At 73.1% G+C, this 13,325-nt stretch carries 13 protein-coding genes and 1 riboswitch; of the genes, 10 read left to right on the top strand and 3 right to left on the bottom strand.

Annotated features, from left to right (window positions below):
• Window position 1: 1 nt before the first annotated feature.
• From ACIQVT_RS30885 to ACIQVT_RS30875, 3 genes are all read left to right on the top strand, one after another.
• Window positions 2-643, top strand: a complete 642-nt coding sequence (locus ACIQVT_RS30885) for a 1-hydroxy-2-methyl-2-butenyl 4-diphosphate reductase (protein ID WP_403761508.1) — start codon at window positions 2-4, stop codon at window positions 641-643.
• Between the two features lie 5 nt (window positions 644-648).
• Window positions 649-1,671, top strand: a complete 1,023-nt coding sequence (hpnH, locus tag ACIQVT_RS30880; protein WP_403761505.1) for an adenosyl-hopene transferase HpnH — start codon at window positions 649-651, stop codon at window positions 1,669-1,671.
• A gap of 319 nt (window positions 1,672-1,990) precedes the next feature.
• Window positions 1,991-3,376 carry an aspartate aminotransferase family protein gene (locus ACIQVT_RS30875; RefSeq protein ID WP_403761501.1) on the top strand — a complete coding sequence of 462 codons (1,386 nt, stop codon included), beginning with the start codon at window positions 1,991-1,993 and terminating at the stop codon, window positions 3,374-3,376.
• Between the two features lie 33 nt (window positions 3,377-3,409).
• Here ACIQVT_RS30875 and ACIQVT_RS30870 read toward each other — a convergent pair whose 3' ends face one another.
• Complete coding sequence (locus ACIQVT_RS30870) at window positions 3,410-3,706, bottom strand: hypothetical protein (protein ID WP_403761498.1); 297 nt, start codon at window positions 3,704-3,706, stop codon at window positions 3,410-3,412.
• Between the two features lie 148 nt (window positions 3,707-3,854).
• Here ACIQVT_RS30870 and ACIQVT_RS30865 point away from each other — a divergent pair, with 148 nt between their 5' ends.
• Both ACIQVT_RS30865 and ACIQVT_RS30860 read left to right on the top strand, forming a co-directional pair.
• Complete coding sequence (locus ACIQVT_RS30865) at window positions 3,855-4,481, top strand: helix-turn-helix domain-containing protein (protein WP_403761495.1); 627 nt, start codon at window positions 3,855-3,857, stop codon at window positions 4,479-4,481.
• Window positions 4,478-4,600, top strand: a complete 123-nt coding sequence (locus tag ACIQVT_RS30860; RefSeq protein WP_403761492.1) for a DUF6126 family protein — start codon at window positions 4,478-4,480, stop codon at window positions 4,598-4,600. Before ACIQVT_RS30865 ends, ACIQVT_RS30860 begins: the two co-directional genes overlap by 4 nt.
• 12 nt (window positions 4,601-4,612) lie before the next feature.
• Here the strand turns inward: ACIQVT_RS30860 and ACIQVT_RS30855 are convergent, their stop codons facing one another.
• The gene (locus ACIQVT_RS30855; protein WP_403761489.1) at window positions 4,613-5,410 is read right to left on the bottom strand and encodes a tyrosine-protein phosphatase; all 798 of its coding nucleotides are present in this window, start codon (window positions 5,408-5,410) and stop codon (window positions 4,613-4,615) included.
• A 545-nt stretch (window positions 5,411-5,955) separates the two neighbouring features.
• A riboswitch (cyclic di-AMP (ydaO/yuaA leader) is annotated at window positions 5,956-6,112 on the top strand.
• 5 nt (window positions 6,113-6,117) lie between these two features.
• On the opposite strand from ACIQVT_RS30855, the gene ACIQVT_RS30850 reads away from it, so the two are divergent.
• Window positions 6,118-6,999 (top strand): peptidoglycan DD-metalloendopeptidase family protein, encoded by an 882-nt coding sequence (locus ACIQVT_RS30850; RefSeq protein WP_403761484.1) that lies wholly within the window; start codon window positions 6,118-6,120, stop codon window positions 6,997-6,999.
• 243 nt (window positions 7,000-7,242) lie between these two features.
• Window positions 7,243-8,028 (top strand): SGNH/GDSL hydrolase family protein, encoded by a 786-nt coding sequence (locus ACIQVT_RS30845; RefSeq protein ID WP_403761683.1) that lies wholly within the window; start codon window positions 7,243-7,245, stop codon window positions 8,026-8,028.
• Window positions 8,029-8,121: 93 nt separating this feature from the next.
• Here ACIQVT_RS30845 and ACIQVT_RS30840 read toward each other — a convergent pair whose 3' ends face one another.
• Window positions 8,122-8,742: a TetR/AcrR family transcriptional regulator gene (locus ACIQVT_RS30840; protein ID WP_403761479.1), complete on the bottom strand. Its 621-nt coding sequence runs from the start codon at window positions 8,740-8,742 to the stop codon at window positions 8,122-8,124.
• A gap of 194 nt (window positions 8,743-8,936) precedes the next feature.
• Between ACIQVT_RS30840 and ACIQVT_RS30835 the strand changes: the two genes are divergently transcribed.
• The 3 genes from ACIQVT_RS30835 to ACIQVT_RS30825 all read left to right on the top strand — a co-directional run bounded on the left by ACIQVT_RS30835 (window position 8,937) and on the right by ACIQVT_RS30825 (window position 13,323).
• On the top strand, window positions 8,937-10,106 hold the full coding sequence (locus ACIQVT_RS30835) for an MBL fold metallo-hydrolase (protein ID WP_403761476.1): 1,170 nt from the start codon (window positions 8,937-8,939) through the stop codon (window positions 10,104-10,106).
• Window positions 10,107-10,555: 449 nt separating this feature from the next.
• Entirely contained in the window at window positions 10,556-12,811 is a 2,256-nt protein-coding gene (locus ACIQVT_RS30830; RefSeq protein WP_403761473.1) for an ATP-binding protein, read from the top strand.
• A 77-nt stretch (window positions 12,812-12,888) separates the two neighbouring features.
• Window positions 12,889-13,323, top strand: a complete 435-nt coding sequence (locus ACIQVT_RS30825; RefSeq protein ID WP_403761470.1) for a roadblock/LC7 domain-containing protein — start codon at window positions 12,889-12,891, stop codon at window positions 13,321-13,323.
• The last annotated feature ends 2 nt before the right edge of the window (window positions 13,324-13,325 follow it).

Genomic DNA, 13,325 nt, shown 5'->3' with positions numbered 1-13,325 from the left:
CATGAGCACCCCGCCCGTCCCCGCCCCGCTGCTGATCGCCTGCGCGCTCGGCATCGAGCACCTGGCCCTGCGCACCGGTGACCGCAGCGGGGCCGACGGGCGGGTCACCTTCGTCCGCACCGGCATGGGTCCCCGCGCGGCGGAACGCTCCGTCACCCGGCACCTGGGCGCCCCCGCCCTGGCCGGCGCGGCCGTCCTGGCCACCGGCTTCTGCGCCGGGCTGGCCCCCGGTATGCACCCCGGCGACCTCGTCGTCGCCGAGGAGACCCGGGACCCGCGCGGGACCGTCCCGTGCGCGGGCACGGCACCGCTGGTGGCGGAGCTCGTGCGGCGCCTGCCCGGCCGCACGGTGCACACCGGCCCGCTCACCGGCTCCGACCACGTCGTGCGGGGACACGAGCGCTCCGCCCTGCTCGCCACCGGCGCGATCGCGGTCGACATGGAGTCGGCGGCGACCCTCCTCGCGGCCGTCCGCTCGGGCCCCCGCCCGGCCGCGGCCGTCCGGGTGGTCGTGGACGCACCTGAACACGAACTCGTCCGGATCGGCACCGTACGCGGCGGAATATCGGCTTTCCGCGTACTCCGTTCCGTACTTCCCGCGTTTTTCGAATGGCACCGTTCTTTGTCGCTCCCCCGGAGGTGAGCCAGATGGCCATGCCGTTGCGTCAGTCCATCAAAGTCGCTACTTACCTGGCTGAACAGAAGCTTCGCAAGCGGGACAAGTTCCCGCTGATCGTCGAGCTGGAACCGCTCTTCGCCTGCAATCTCAAGTGCGAGGGCTGCGGCAAGATCCAGCATCCGGCCGGCGTGCTCAAGCAGCGCATGCCGGTCGCGCAGGCCGTGGGCGCGGTGCTGGAGTCCGGCGCGCCGATGGTGTCCATCGCGGGCGGTGAACCGCTGATGCACCCCCAGATCGACGAGATCGTGCGGCAGCTGGTGGCCAAGAGGAAGTACGTCTTCCTGTGCACCAACGCGATGCTGCTGCGCAAGAAGATCGACAAGTTCACGCCGTCGCCCTACTTCGCCTTCGCCGTGCACATCGACGGTCTGCGCGAGCGGCACGACGAGTCGGTCGCGAAGGAGGGGGTGTTCGACGAGGCGGTCGAGGCCATCAAGGAGGCCAGACGGCGCGGCTTCCGGGTGACCACCAACTCCACCTTCTTCAACACCGACACCCCCCAGACGATCATCGAGGTGCTCAACTTCCTCAATGACGACCTCAAGGTCGACGAAATGATGATCTCGCCCGCCTACGCCTACGAGAAGGCACCCGACCAGGAGCACTTCCTCGGCGTCGAGCAGACCCGTGAGCTGTTCCGGAAGGCCTTCGCGGGCGGCAACCGCCGCAGGTGGCGGCTCAACCACTCCCCGCTCTTCCTGGACTTCCTGGAGGGCAAGGTCGACTTCCCCTGCACCGCCTGGGCCATCCCCAACTACTCGCTCTTCGGCTGGCAGCGCCCCTGCTACCTGATGAGCGACGGGTACGTACCGACGTACCGCGAGCTGATCGAGGGGACCGACTGGGACAAGTACGGCCGCGGCAAGGACCCGCGCTGCGCCAACTGCATGGCGCACTGCGGGTACGAGCCCACGGCCGTCCTCGCCACCATGGGCTCACTGAAGGAGTCGCTGCGGGCGATGCGCGAGACGGTCTCCGGGAACCGGGACTGACGCGGCGGCCGCCGGACCCCGGGACCCGCCGGGGTACCGGCCCGTCCGGTCGCGCCGCGCCGCCGGCCGCGGTGGGTCCGGGCCGGGCCGGCGGCGGCCGGGGGCGGCACCCGGTGCGGTGCCGAGGGACGAGCGGGTCGAGGCGAGGCACGGACCGAGAGGGGGCCGAGCGTTGAGCATTCTGGAGACCGTCCGGGGACCACGCGACCGAAAAGCGCTGTCCGAGACGAGACTCGGTGAACTCACCGACGAGATACGCGAGTTCCCGGTGCAGGCGGTTTCCGGGACGGGACGCCGACGGCACAGTCAAGGAGAGTGAATGACCACCGAGTTCGACCTCGGCGCCCTGCTCGCCGAGCGCGGAGCCGAACGCTACGAGCTGCACGCCAAGCACCTCAACCCGCAGCTCCCGCGCATGCTGCGCACCATCGGCTTCGACAAGGTCTACGAACGGGCCGAGGGCGCCCACTTCTGGGACGCCGACGGCAACGACTACCTGGACATGCTCGCCGGGTTCGGGGTCATGGGGCTCGGCCGCCACCACCCGGTCGTCCGCAAGGCGCTGCACGACGTGCTGGACATGGACCTCGCCGACCTCACCCGCTTCGACTGCCAACCGCTGCCCGGCCTGCTCGCCGAACGGCTGCTGGCCCACAGCCCGCACCTGGACCGGGTGTTCTTCGGCAACAGCGGCACCGAGGCGGTCGAGACGGCCCTGAAGTTCGCCCGGTACGCCACCGGACGGCCCCGTGTCCTCTACTGCGACCACGCCTTCCACGGCCTGACCACCGGCTCCCTGTCGGTCAACGGCGAGCGCGGCTTCCGGGACGGTTTCGACCCGCTGCTGCCCGACACGGCCGTACCCCTCGGTGATCTCGACGCGCTCGCGCGGGAACTGGACAAGGGCGACGTGGCCGCCCTGATCGTCGAGCCGATCCAGGGCAAGGGCGTCCACGAGACCCCGCCCGGCTATCTGCGCGCCGCACAGGAGCTGCTGCGCCGGCACCGGGCGCTGCTCGTCGTCGACGAGGTGCAGACCGGGCTCGGCCGCACCGGCGACTTCTACGCCTACCAGCACGAGGACGGGGTGGAACCCGACCTGGTGTGCGTGGCCAAGGCGCTGTCCGGCGGTTACGTCCCCGTCGGCGCCACCCTGGGCAAGGAGTGGATCTTCCGGAAGGTCTACTCGTCCATGGACCGGGTCCTCGTCCACTCGGCGAGCTTCGGCTCCAACGCCCAGGCGATGGCGGCCGGCCTGGCCGTGCTGTCGGTGATGGAGAACGAGCAGACCGTCGCCGGGGTGCGCAGGACGGGTGAGCTGCTGAAGTCCCGGCTGACCGCGCTCATCGACAGGTACGAGCTGCTCGCCGACGTCCGCGGCCGGGGCCTGATGATCGGCATCGAGTTCGGCCGGCCGTCCTCGCTGGCGCTGCGCAGCCGCTGGACGGTGCTCCAGGCGGCACGCAAGGGGCTGTTCGCCCAGATGGTCGTCGTCCCGCTGCTACAGCGGCACCGGATCCTCACCCAGGTCTCCGGCGACCACCTGGAGGTGATCAAGCTCATCCCGCCGCTGATCATCGACGAGGCCGACGTGGACCGGTTCGTGGACGCCTTCACCGCGGTGATGGACGAGGCGCACAGCGGGGGCGGCCTGATGTGGGACTTCGGCAAGACCCTGATCAAGCAGGCGGTGGCCAACCGCTGATCGGGGGAGCGCCGGGACGCGCCGGGCACCGGGTCAGGCGGACAGCGGCATGAGGAGGAGGAAGAGAAGGAAGAGGTAGCAGAAGCCCACCGCGCCCAGGACGGTGCCCGTCACGGCCGGCCAGAGCCGGCCGGTGCCCCGCCGGGCGTAGTGGACGCCCATGAGGCCGAACGTGATGGCGAGCCCCCCGGTGATGGGCACCACCGGCAGCAGGAAGAGCGTCAGGGCCGGCCACACGCCCGCGGCGGACACGGCGCCGAGGACGAGGGCGACGGGGCCGAGGCCGGCGGCGGGCGCGTCGGCCGGGCGGGGCGTGGTGCTCGTGGACATGCGATCCCCCAAGGTTTTGAACGCGTTCAAATCCAGGGCTCGATCGTAACAGGGCACAGTGGAGGGGTGCGGGGCGCGTGGGTCCGGCGATTCTTGCCTCTGAGGCAAGGAAATTGCCGCTCAGGCAAGAGTCGGGCTCAATGGAGGCATGACCGCCTCAGACGCCCCGCCGCCCGCGGGGCCGCCGGGTGACGACCTCCCGGCCGTCGCGCCCCAGCTGCGCGCCCTGCGCCGGCGTGCGGGGCTGACCCTGGAGGCCGCGGCACGCTCCGCGGGGCTCTCGCCGGCCCACCTGTCCCGCCTGGAGACCGGGCACCGCCAGCCCTCGCTGCCGATGCTCCTCGCGCTCGCCCGTATCTACGGTACGACCGTCTCCGAGCTGCTCGGCGAGACGGTCGCCGACCGGGACGCGATCGTGCGGGCCGCCGACATGGAGTCCACGCGGGCGGGCGGATGGACGTACGTGCAGGCCGGCGCGCCCGGCCGCGGCATGCAGGCCCTGCGGGTGCGCGTGCCCCACGGCTCGCAGGGCGACATGGTGCGCGTCCATCCCGGCGAGGAGTGGCTGTACGTCCTGAGGGGGCGGCTCCGGCTCCGGCTCGGCGACACCGCGCACCTGCTCGCCACCGGCGACAGCGCGCACTTCGACTCCCTCACCCCGCACCGCCTGGCCGCCGAGGACCAGGACGGCGTGGAGCTGCTGTTCGTCCACACCCTGTTGCAGAGTCCCACGGCCACGCTGTGCCTGGGACCACCGACCGGAGAGCTGCCATGAGCGACTTCGAGACCAGGTTCCCCCGTTCCCTGTGGATCCGCCTGATCATCTACATCGCCCTCGGGCACGTCCTCGCGGCGTTCCTGTACCTGCTGTTCACGGTGGGCGCCAAGTCCTGACCTGCCCGCCGCTCAGTCCAGCAGGCGCTCGCGGAGCCGTGCGCGGGTGTCGGGGGAGAGGCCCAGGCCCCGGAGCAGGTAGGTGTCGACGTCGCCCCACGTCTCCTCGATGCTCCGGAAGGCCGCCTCCAGGTACTCGGCGCGGGCGTCGAAGAGCGGGTCGAGCAGTGCCATGACCTCGGGGGTGTACGCGGTGTCCGCGCTGCCGCTGCGGCGCACCTTGTAGCGGCGGTGCCGCGCGTTGGACTCCAGGTAGTCGGCGACGATCGCGTCCCGCTCCACCCTGAGGGCCAGGAGGGTGACGGCTATCGAGATGCCCGCGCGGTCCTTGCCGGCCGCGCAGTGCATCAGCGCGGGCACGCTGTCGTCGGCGAGCGCGTGCAGCACGCGGGAGTGCTCGGCCGTGCGCTCCTTGACGATCTTCCGGTAGGAGGCGGTCATCCGGGCCGCCCCCTTGCCGCCGTCGAGGATCGCGCGCAGCTGCTCCAGGTCGCCGTCCCGGACCATCTTCCAGAACTCGGCGCCGTCCGCCGGGTCGCTCAGCGGCAGGTTCACGTTCCGCACACCGGGCAGTTCGACGTCGGGTCCCTCCAGTCGCTGGTCGGCCGCGTTGCGGAAGTCGAAGACCGTGTGCAGGCCCAGGGAGGCGAGGAACTCCGCGTCGTCCTCGGTCGCGTGCGCCAGGTGCCCACTGCGGAACAGCACGCCGTGGCGCACCCGTCGGCCGTCCGTGGTCGGCAGCCCGCCCACGTCACGGAAGTTGCGCACTCCGGACAGCTCCGGCTCGGTCGACGGGACCTGCTGCGTCACGGGGGCTCCTCCCGGTCGGCCCCGTCGGCGCGGCTCACCGGCGGGCACTGCGACGACCATACGACATCGATTTCCCCAGGCGGCAGGTGTCCGGCGGGCGTGGTCACACCCACCGGCCGACCTCCCGGGGGAGGGGCGCCGTGGTCCCCGCCCGGCTCCGGGCACGGCACCACGGCGCACCGGTACGGGGACCGAGGAGTAGCCCGGACTCCGCGTTCCTCCGGTTATATGACGCTTGGGAGGAATGCCCCCATCGTGACATTGTGCCCAACTCGCGGTCGACCGACCGGACATGTGAGGGACCTACGTGACCAGCGTCATAGTGGTGACCGTACGTCGCATGTCATGCCCACGTAATGTCGTTGCCCAGCCGGGTACTTGAGGGACGGGCGAGGCGGAGTTGCACGCAGGGTGACCACGAGTTCCCCGGTGCGGGTGCCCGAAACACCGGGAGCGGGAACCGGATGCTTGTCTCCCCGCGTCCCGCTCGCTTACGTTCACCACCAATCCGGACGGAACGCCGAATCCTGCCGCCGCCCGGAGCCCCACACTGATCCGCGTCCGGCAGGAGCGGGGGACCCACCAGGTACGACTGCCTGTCCCGGTCTCCGCGACAGGCTTTGGGGTGCAGCCGTGCGACGCACGGCCGGGCAGCTCCAGCCCGAACCCGACAGCTGACCTCGCAGGCGCCGGAGAGGAACCGCGCCATGCCCGCCACGGGTAAGCACCGCCGCCCCAAGACCCAGCGTCTGTCCCGCTCCATCGCCGCCGCCGGGACCGGTGGCGCCGCGCTGGCCCTCCCGCTGATCGGGGCCGCCGGCGCGCACGCCGCCACCCCCGCCCAGCCCGTGGTCGGCAAGACCGTGCGGTCCCTCCCGGACACGGCGGTCAGGACCGCCGCGCAGCCGGCTCCGGGCCTGCGCACCTACACGGTCCGCAGCGGCGACTACCTCGCCAGGATCGCCGACGAGCAGCATGTCGGCGGCGGCTGGCAGCGCCTCTACGAGGACAACCGGCAGGCCGTCGGCGCCGATCCGTCGCTGATCCACCCGGGCCTCAGGCTCACCCTCGGCGGCAAGGCCACGGGGACCCGCACCGACTCCGCCCCGGCCCCGAGGTCCGCCCCGGCCCCGAAGCCGGCCCCGGCCCCCAAGTCCGCCCCGGCCCCCCGCACGTCCACCGGCTACACCCTCCCGGTGGCCGGCGCGGCCACCGGCACCGGCTACCACGTGGCCGGCGGCATGTGGTCCAGCGGCTACCACACCGGCGTCGACTTCGTCGTCCCCACCGGCACCTCCCTGAAGGCCGTCGCCGCGGGCACCGTCGTCTCCGCCGGCTGGGGCGGCGCCTACGGCAACCAGGTCGTCATCCGCCTGAACGACGGCTACTACGCCCAGTACGGCCACCTCTCCCAGCTCTCCGTCTCGGCCGGCCAGAGCGTCACCGCGGGGCAGCAGATAGGCCTGTCCGGCGCCACCGGCAACGTGACCGGCCCGCACCTGCACTTCGAGATCCGCACCACGCCGTACTACGGCTCCGACATCGACCCGGTCGGCTACCTCCGCCGGCACGGCCTCACCGTCGGCTGACACCCCCGCACCACCGTCCGACACGCCACCGAAGGCCGGACCCCGAACCCGGGGTCCGGCCTTCGGCGTTCCGGTTGCCAGGCGGTCAACGCGCCTGACGACGGCCCTATTCCGTGGTTGGCCGATTCTTTGTCAGTGGCTCATGTCACCGTTCGTCAACCCCCGCCTACGGTCGCGTAGGTCACATCCGAAGGTGAATCATGGTCCGACGTGGCAGACGATTCGAAGAATGACAACAGATCAGTGATCGGGTCGTACGTGGCGGTGGGGGACAGCTTCACCGAGGGCGTCGGCGACCCCGGCCCCGACGGGGCGTTCGTGGGCTGGGCCGACCGGCTCGCGGTACTGCTCGCCGACCGGCGTCCCGAGGGCGACTTCCAGTACACCAATCTCGCCGTGCGCGGCAAACTCCTGGACCAGGTCATGGCGGACCAGCTCCCCAGAGCCGTCGAACTCGCCCCGGACCTCGTCTCCTTCTGTGCGGGCGGCAACGACATCATCCGCCCGGGCACCGACCCGGACGAGGTGGCGACGCGTTTCGAAGGCGCCGTGGCCCGGCTGACCGGAGCCGTCGGCACCGTGTTGGTGACGACCGGCTTCGACACCCGTGGCGTGCCCGTGCTCAAGCACCTGCGCGGCAAGATCGCCACGTACAACGGGCACGTCCGGGCCATCGCCGACCGGTACGGCTGCCCCGTGCTGGACCTGTGGTCCCTCAGATCCGTGCAGGACCGCAGGGCCTGGGACCGCGACCGGCTGCACCTTTCACCCGAGGGACACACCCGTGTGGCGCTGCGGGCCGGGCAGGCCCTCGGCGTGGACGTCCCGGCCGACCCCGAGCAGCCGTGGCCGCCGCTGCCGCCCCGGGGCACCCTGGAGATCCGCCGCGACGACGTGCACTGGGCCCGCGAGCACCTCGTCCCGTGGATCGGACGGCGGCTGCGCGGCGAGTCCTCCGGCGACCACGTGACCGCCAAGGGGCTGTTGTCGCCGGACGACATCCGGATGCGTATCGCCGCCGTGGCCTGACCGCATCGCGGCCGTGTCCCGTGCCCCGCACCCGGGGGTCCGGGACACGGCCCGGCGGGGAACTCGTGCGACGGTTCCCGAAAGGCGGCGCGCTCAGCGTCCGCGTCCGGCCGACGCCTCGCGTTCCAGGCCGAGTTCCCGGGCGAGGGCGTCGTCCACCCATTCCTGCGCCCGGGCCCGCGGCACCCCGCCCGGGTAGGACGTCAGTTGCACCGCCAGGCCGTCCAGCAGCGCGGTCAGCCGCAGCGCCGTACCGGGCGGGTCGGCGCACACGAACTCGCCGCCCGCCACCCCCTCGGTGATGACCTCGACGATGGCCGCTTTCCACTGCCTGTCGAGGTCCCGGGTGACATCGCGCAGCGCGGGCTCCCGCAGGGCCACCGCCCAGCCCTCGATCCACAGCCGCCAGCCCTTCGCCTGCCCGGTCGGCGCGTACCAGCGCACCGCCGCCCGCAGTCGGCGCAGCGCGGACGTCCGCCGTCCCAGCAGCCCGCGCAGACGCGCTAGGTCGTCGGCCGCCGCGTACGTGAAGGCGGCGGCGACCAGCTTCTCCTTCGTCGAGAAGTGGTACAGCACCAGCGCGTTGCTCACCCCGAGGGTCGCGGCCACGTCGGCGATCCTGACCGCCGCCACGCCCCGCGCCTCGATCTGCCCGATGGCGGCCCGCAGCAGTTCCTCCCGCCGCTCGGCCACGCTCAACCGCACTCTCGCCACGCGGTCACCCTAGCCGTTGTCCCACGGGCCCCGAAGCCGTCCCGCGCCCCCGCCCCGGCCCCGCACCGCGGCGGAGCCATCGGCGCCGGGCGGCGCGCGGCCCGGCCGGCGAAGGGCAGGCACCCCCGGCCCGTCGGGGCCGCCGGCGGGGCCGACCATAATGGAGGGCCTCACCCACTCCACCGGGAGGTACCGTGACCGGTCTGCGTATCGCGAACCCCGGGCTGCGCGCGCTGCGGCCCGCGGCCTTCGGCGCCGACCCCGGCGGAGCGCGCCTGGCCCGCATCCGCCGCTCGCCGCACTTCGAGAACGGTGTCTTCCAGAACCCGGGCGGCCCCGCACGCACCCGACCCTCCGGCTCCGGGATCGACATCGCCAAGGTGTTCCTGGACAAGGACACCCGGCCGCTGCGCGCCCCCGGTGGCACCGTGCCCGTGTACCCCACGACCTACGCCGACCTGGCCCGGCCGCCCGCCACCGGTCTCCGGCTCACCTGGGCGGGCCACTCCAGTGTGCTCGCGGAGATCGACGGACACCGGGTCCTGTTCGACCCGGTCTGGGGCGAGCGCTGCTCGCCGTTCCCGTTCGCCGGGCCGAAGCGGCTGCACCCGGTGCCGCTGCCGCTGGCCGCGCTGGGACCGGTCGACGTCGTCGTCATCTCCCACGATCACTACGACCACCTCGACCTGCCCACGATCAAGGCGCTGGCCGGCACCGACACCCTGTTCGCCGTGCCGCTGGGCGTCGGCGCCCACCTCGAGCACTGGGGCGTCTCCCCGGACCGGCTGCGCGAATTGGACTGGCACGAGTCCGCCCGCGTCGGCGGCCTCACCCTCACCGCCACCCCGGCCCGCCACTTCTGCGGGCGGGGCCTGCGCAACACCCAGCACACCCTGTGGGCGTCCTGGGTGGTGGCCGGCGAGGAACACCGGATCTACCACAGCGGGGACACCGGCTACTTCGACGGTTTCCGCGACATCGGCGCCGCGCACGGCCCGTTCGACGCCACCATGATCCAGATCGGTGCGTACAGCGAGTTCTGGCCCGACATCCACATGACGCCGGCGGAGGGTCTGCGCGCCCACCTCGACCTCCAGGGCGGGGCGCCGCACGGAGTGCTGCTGCCGATCCACTGGGGCACCTTCAACCTGGCCCCGCACCCGTGGGCCGAGCCGGGCGAGTGGACCAAGGAGGCCGCCGAGGAGGCCGGCCAGGCGGTGGCCCTGCCCCGGCCCGGCGAGCCCTTCGAGCCCGCCGGCAAGGTACCGGCGGAGGCCTGGTGGCGGGGCGTGTCCGGCGACGTACGGCGCACCTGGCGTTCGGTCGGCGCGTTCGTGGCGGAGCCCCCGGCCGCACGGTCCTGACGCGGTACGGAGTCCAGGCCAGGAGATCACTGTCCGTGACTCCGTGCGGGGGTCGCGGACGCCCCGCGAGGAAGCGGGAAGGGCGCCGCGCACGTCAGGGCGCGGATGTCCGGCGGAAGACGGCCGAAAGACGCCCGCCCCTCCGCGCCGCCCGCGACCTCCTTTTCCTGACCGCTTTTGACCAGCTCTTTTCGTCTGCTTCCGGAACGGCCGCGGCTGTCCGGTCGGGTTATCGGTCCCGCGTACGACGCTTCATACCAGAGCGGGACGCTCCTCGGGTGACTTTGTCAACTGCCCACCGCACGTGATGCCGAGGCAACTACTGTGAGTGTCCGTCGGGCGACGCACGGCCGGGTTCCCCCGGTCCCGCCGCCGACGGCGCGATGACGCATGCCCGCAGCGCGCACCGCAGGACACCCCAGGCCCGACGGACCAGTACGAGGACGCAGATGTCTCACCTCCGAGCACCGGCCACCCGTGCCGAGCGCCGCGAGGGCGGCCGGCACGGGCGGCCGGTCGCCCGACCCGCCCCCGCGCTGCCCGAGACGCACATACGGCCCCAGCTCATGCGGCTCGCCGTCCTGCCACCCCTCGCCGTCGCCCTCGGCGCCACCGCCGCCGTCCTGTTCACCATCCGCTCCACCGGCGTGCGCACCGGCCCCACCCTCTGGGCCGTACTCGCCGGAGCGGTCACCGTGGCCGTCGCGGGCATCCTCATCGCCGCCGTTGCCGCCGACCGCGCCGCCCGCTCGGTCGCCGACCGCGTCGACGCCCTGCGCCGCACCGCCGCGGTCGGCGAGGCCGACCTGCACGACCTCGTCGACGCGCTGCGCCGGGGCGAGACCCCGCCCCGGCGCCCCCCGCACCGGGGCGCGCCGGCCGACGCCGACCATTTCGAACTCCTCGCCGCCGAACTGGCCCGCGCGCACGACGGCGCCGTCACCGCCGTCGTGCGCGCCGCCCAGCTCTCCAGCCAGGCGGGCAGCGAGCAGAAGCTCGAGGTCTTCGTCAACCTCGCACGCCGCCTCCAGTCCCTCGTGCACCGCGAGATCTCCATCCTCGACGACCTCGAGAACGAGATCGAGGACCCCGACCTGCTGAAGGGCCTCTTCCACGTCGACCACCTGGCCACCCGCATCCGGCGGCACGCCGAGAACCTCGCCGTGCTCGGCGGCGCGGTCTCCCGCCGGCAGTGGAGCAACCCGGTCGACATGACGGAGGTGCTGCGCTCCGCCATCGCCGAGGTCGAGCAGTACTCCCGGGTCAAACTGGTGCCGCCCATCGACGGCGAACTGCGCGGCCACGCCGTCGCCGACGTCATCCACCTGCTCGCCGAACTCATCGAGAACGCCACGGTGTTCTCCGCCCCGCACACCCAGGTGCTGCTCCGTGCCGACCTCGTCACCGCCGGGCTCGCCGTGGAGGTCGAGGACCGCGGGCTCGGCATGCCCGTCACCGAGCAGAACCGCATGAACGCCCTGCTCGCCGATCCCGACCAGGTCAACGTCGCCAGCCTGCTGGCCGACGGCCGCATCGGCCTCTACGTCGTCTCCCAACTCGCCCGCAGACACCACATCCACGTCCGGCTCCGGACCAACATCTACGGCGGTGTCCAGGCCGTCCTCGTCGTCCCGCAGGCCCTCCTGGGCGGCGCGCCGGCCGTTCCCGGCGCGGACACCGCACCCCGGCCACAGCCGGGGCCGGGGCCGTCCGCGCTGACATCCGGCGCCGGGACTCCCGGCCACGGCGGCGCCCGGCGGACGGGTCCGGCGCCGACGGACGCCGCGGACCCGCCCGGCACGGGGAGCCCGGTCGCGGCCGGGAGCGCGGCCCGGCCGGACGGCGAGACCCCGACCGGCCCCACCGTCACGGACACCCCCGCGGCGGCCACGGACGACGGACAGACCCCGGGCACCGGCCGGCGGCGGCACGCCCAGCGCGGAACCGGACGGCGGACCACTGCGGAGGGCACCGGACCCGGACGTCACGGCGCCGCCCCGGCACCGCTTCCCGTGCGCGGCGCCCGGGAGACGCGGCCCACCCCCGCCGCCGCCCTGCCCGGCGTCAACGCCGAGGACCGGCCGGCCGTGGACGCACACGCCGGCATCCTGCCCGTCCCGCGCGGCGACGCCGTACGCGGCACCATGGACAGACCCGAGCTGCCGCGCCGCCGCGCCCAGGAACACCTCGTCCCCCAGCTGCGCGGCGGCCCCGCGCCCCGCCAGGACACCGGCACCGACATCGTCACCGGGCACGACCCCGGTCTCATGGCCGCCTTCCGGCGCGGCATCGGCCTCGCCGAGGCCCGCCAGCACCTGGAGACGACGTACGAGGAGCCGGTGTACGAGGTGCCCGCGTACGAGGAGACGGTCTCCGGCGAGACGGTGTACGAGGAGCCGGTGCACGGGGAGTCGGCGTACCGGTCCGCCTCCCTGCCCATGGAGTCCGACCACACGGGGTCCGACAACATGGCGTCCGACCACATGGGTGGTGGCCACACAGGTGACGACCACACGGTGGCCGACCACGCCAAGGTCCCCGCGGCGCGGCCGGCCGAGCCCGCACGCGGGCGCCCCGAACTCCCCGGCCCGCACCACCCGGACCCCCGCCCCACCGGCCCGCACGAGCTGACCCCGGTGTCGGACCACATGGCGTCAGGACACACCGCCGCGCCCCCCGCGCCCGGGAGCGCGCCGGCCGGATGACCGCTCCCGCACGCGTACGCCGCAACCCCGCCCCCACTGCGCCCCCACACCTTCGTACCGCAAGGAGTCGATCCACCATGGCGAGCGAAGCGCCGACCGCCCACGCGTCCGACCTCGACTGGCTGCTGAGCGGCCTCGTGCAGCGCGTACCGCACACCAGCAGCGCGGTACTCCTGTCCTGCGACGGACTGGTCAAGTCCGTGCACGGCCTCGACCACGACAGCGCCGACCACATGGCGGCCCTGGCCTCCGGCCTGTACTCCCTCGGCCGCAGCGCGGGGGTCCGGTTCGGTGACGGCGGTGACGTCCGGCAGGTCGTCGTCGAACTCGCCTCCACCTTGCTGTTCGTCACCACCGCCGGCTCCGGCACCTGCCTCGCCGTGCTCGCCGGCCGCGAGGCCGACGCCGCCGTACTGGGCTACGAGATGGCGATGCTGGTCAAGAGCGTCCGCCCGTACCTGGTGACCGCACCCCGGCAGCACACCGGCGAACCCTCGGCGACGAGGCATTGAGC

The organism is Streptomyces sp. NPDC100445 (genome assembly GCF_044759735.1).
Classification (GTDB): Bacteria; Actinomycetota; Actinomycetes; order Streptomycetales; family Streptomycetaceae; genus Streptomyces.
This window is presented reverse-complemented; position numbering and strand designations above follow the sequence as displayed.

Excerpts from the sequence above, each read along its gene's own strand:
- ACIQVT_RS30885 (WP_403761508.1), top strand. The coding sequence starts at position 2 with ATGAGCACCCCGCCCGTCCCCGCCCCGCTGCTGATCGCCTGCGCGCTC.
- hpnH (WP_403761505.1), top strand. The coding sequence starts at position 649 with ATGGCCATGCCGTTGCGTCAGTCCATCAAAGTCGCTACTTACCTGGCT.
- ACIQVT_RS30875 (WP_403761501.1), top strand. The coding sequence starts at position 1,991 with ATGACCACCGAGTTCGACCTCGGCGCCCTGCTCGCCGAGCGCGGAGCC.
- ACIQVT_RS30870 (WP_403761498.1), bottom strand. The coding sequence starts at position 3,706 with ATGTCCACGAGCACCACGCCCCGCCCGGCCGACGCGCCCGCCGCCGGC.
- ACIQVT_RS30865 (WP_403761495.1), top strand. The coding sequence starts at position 3,855 with ATGACCGCCTCAGACGCCCCGCCGCCCGCGGGGCCGCCGGGTGACGAC.
- ACIQVT_RS30860 (WP_403761492.1), top strand. The coding sequence starts at position 4,478 with ATGAGCGACTTCGAGACCAGGTTCCCCCGTTCCCTGTGGATCCGCCTG.
- ACIQVT_RS30850 (WP_403761484.1), top strand. The coding sequence starts at position 6,118 with ATGCCCGCCACGGGTAAGCACCGCCGCCCCAAGACCCAGCGTCTGTCC.
- ACIQVT_RS30830 (WP_403761473.1), top strand. The coding sequence starts at position 10,556 with ATGTCTCACCTCCGAGCACCGGCCACCCGTGCCGAGCGCCGCGAGGGC.
- ACIQVT_RS30825 (WP_403761470.1), top strand. The coding sequence starts at position 12,889 with ATGGCGAGCGAAGCGCCGACCGCCCACGCGTCCGACCTCGACTGGCTG.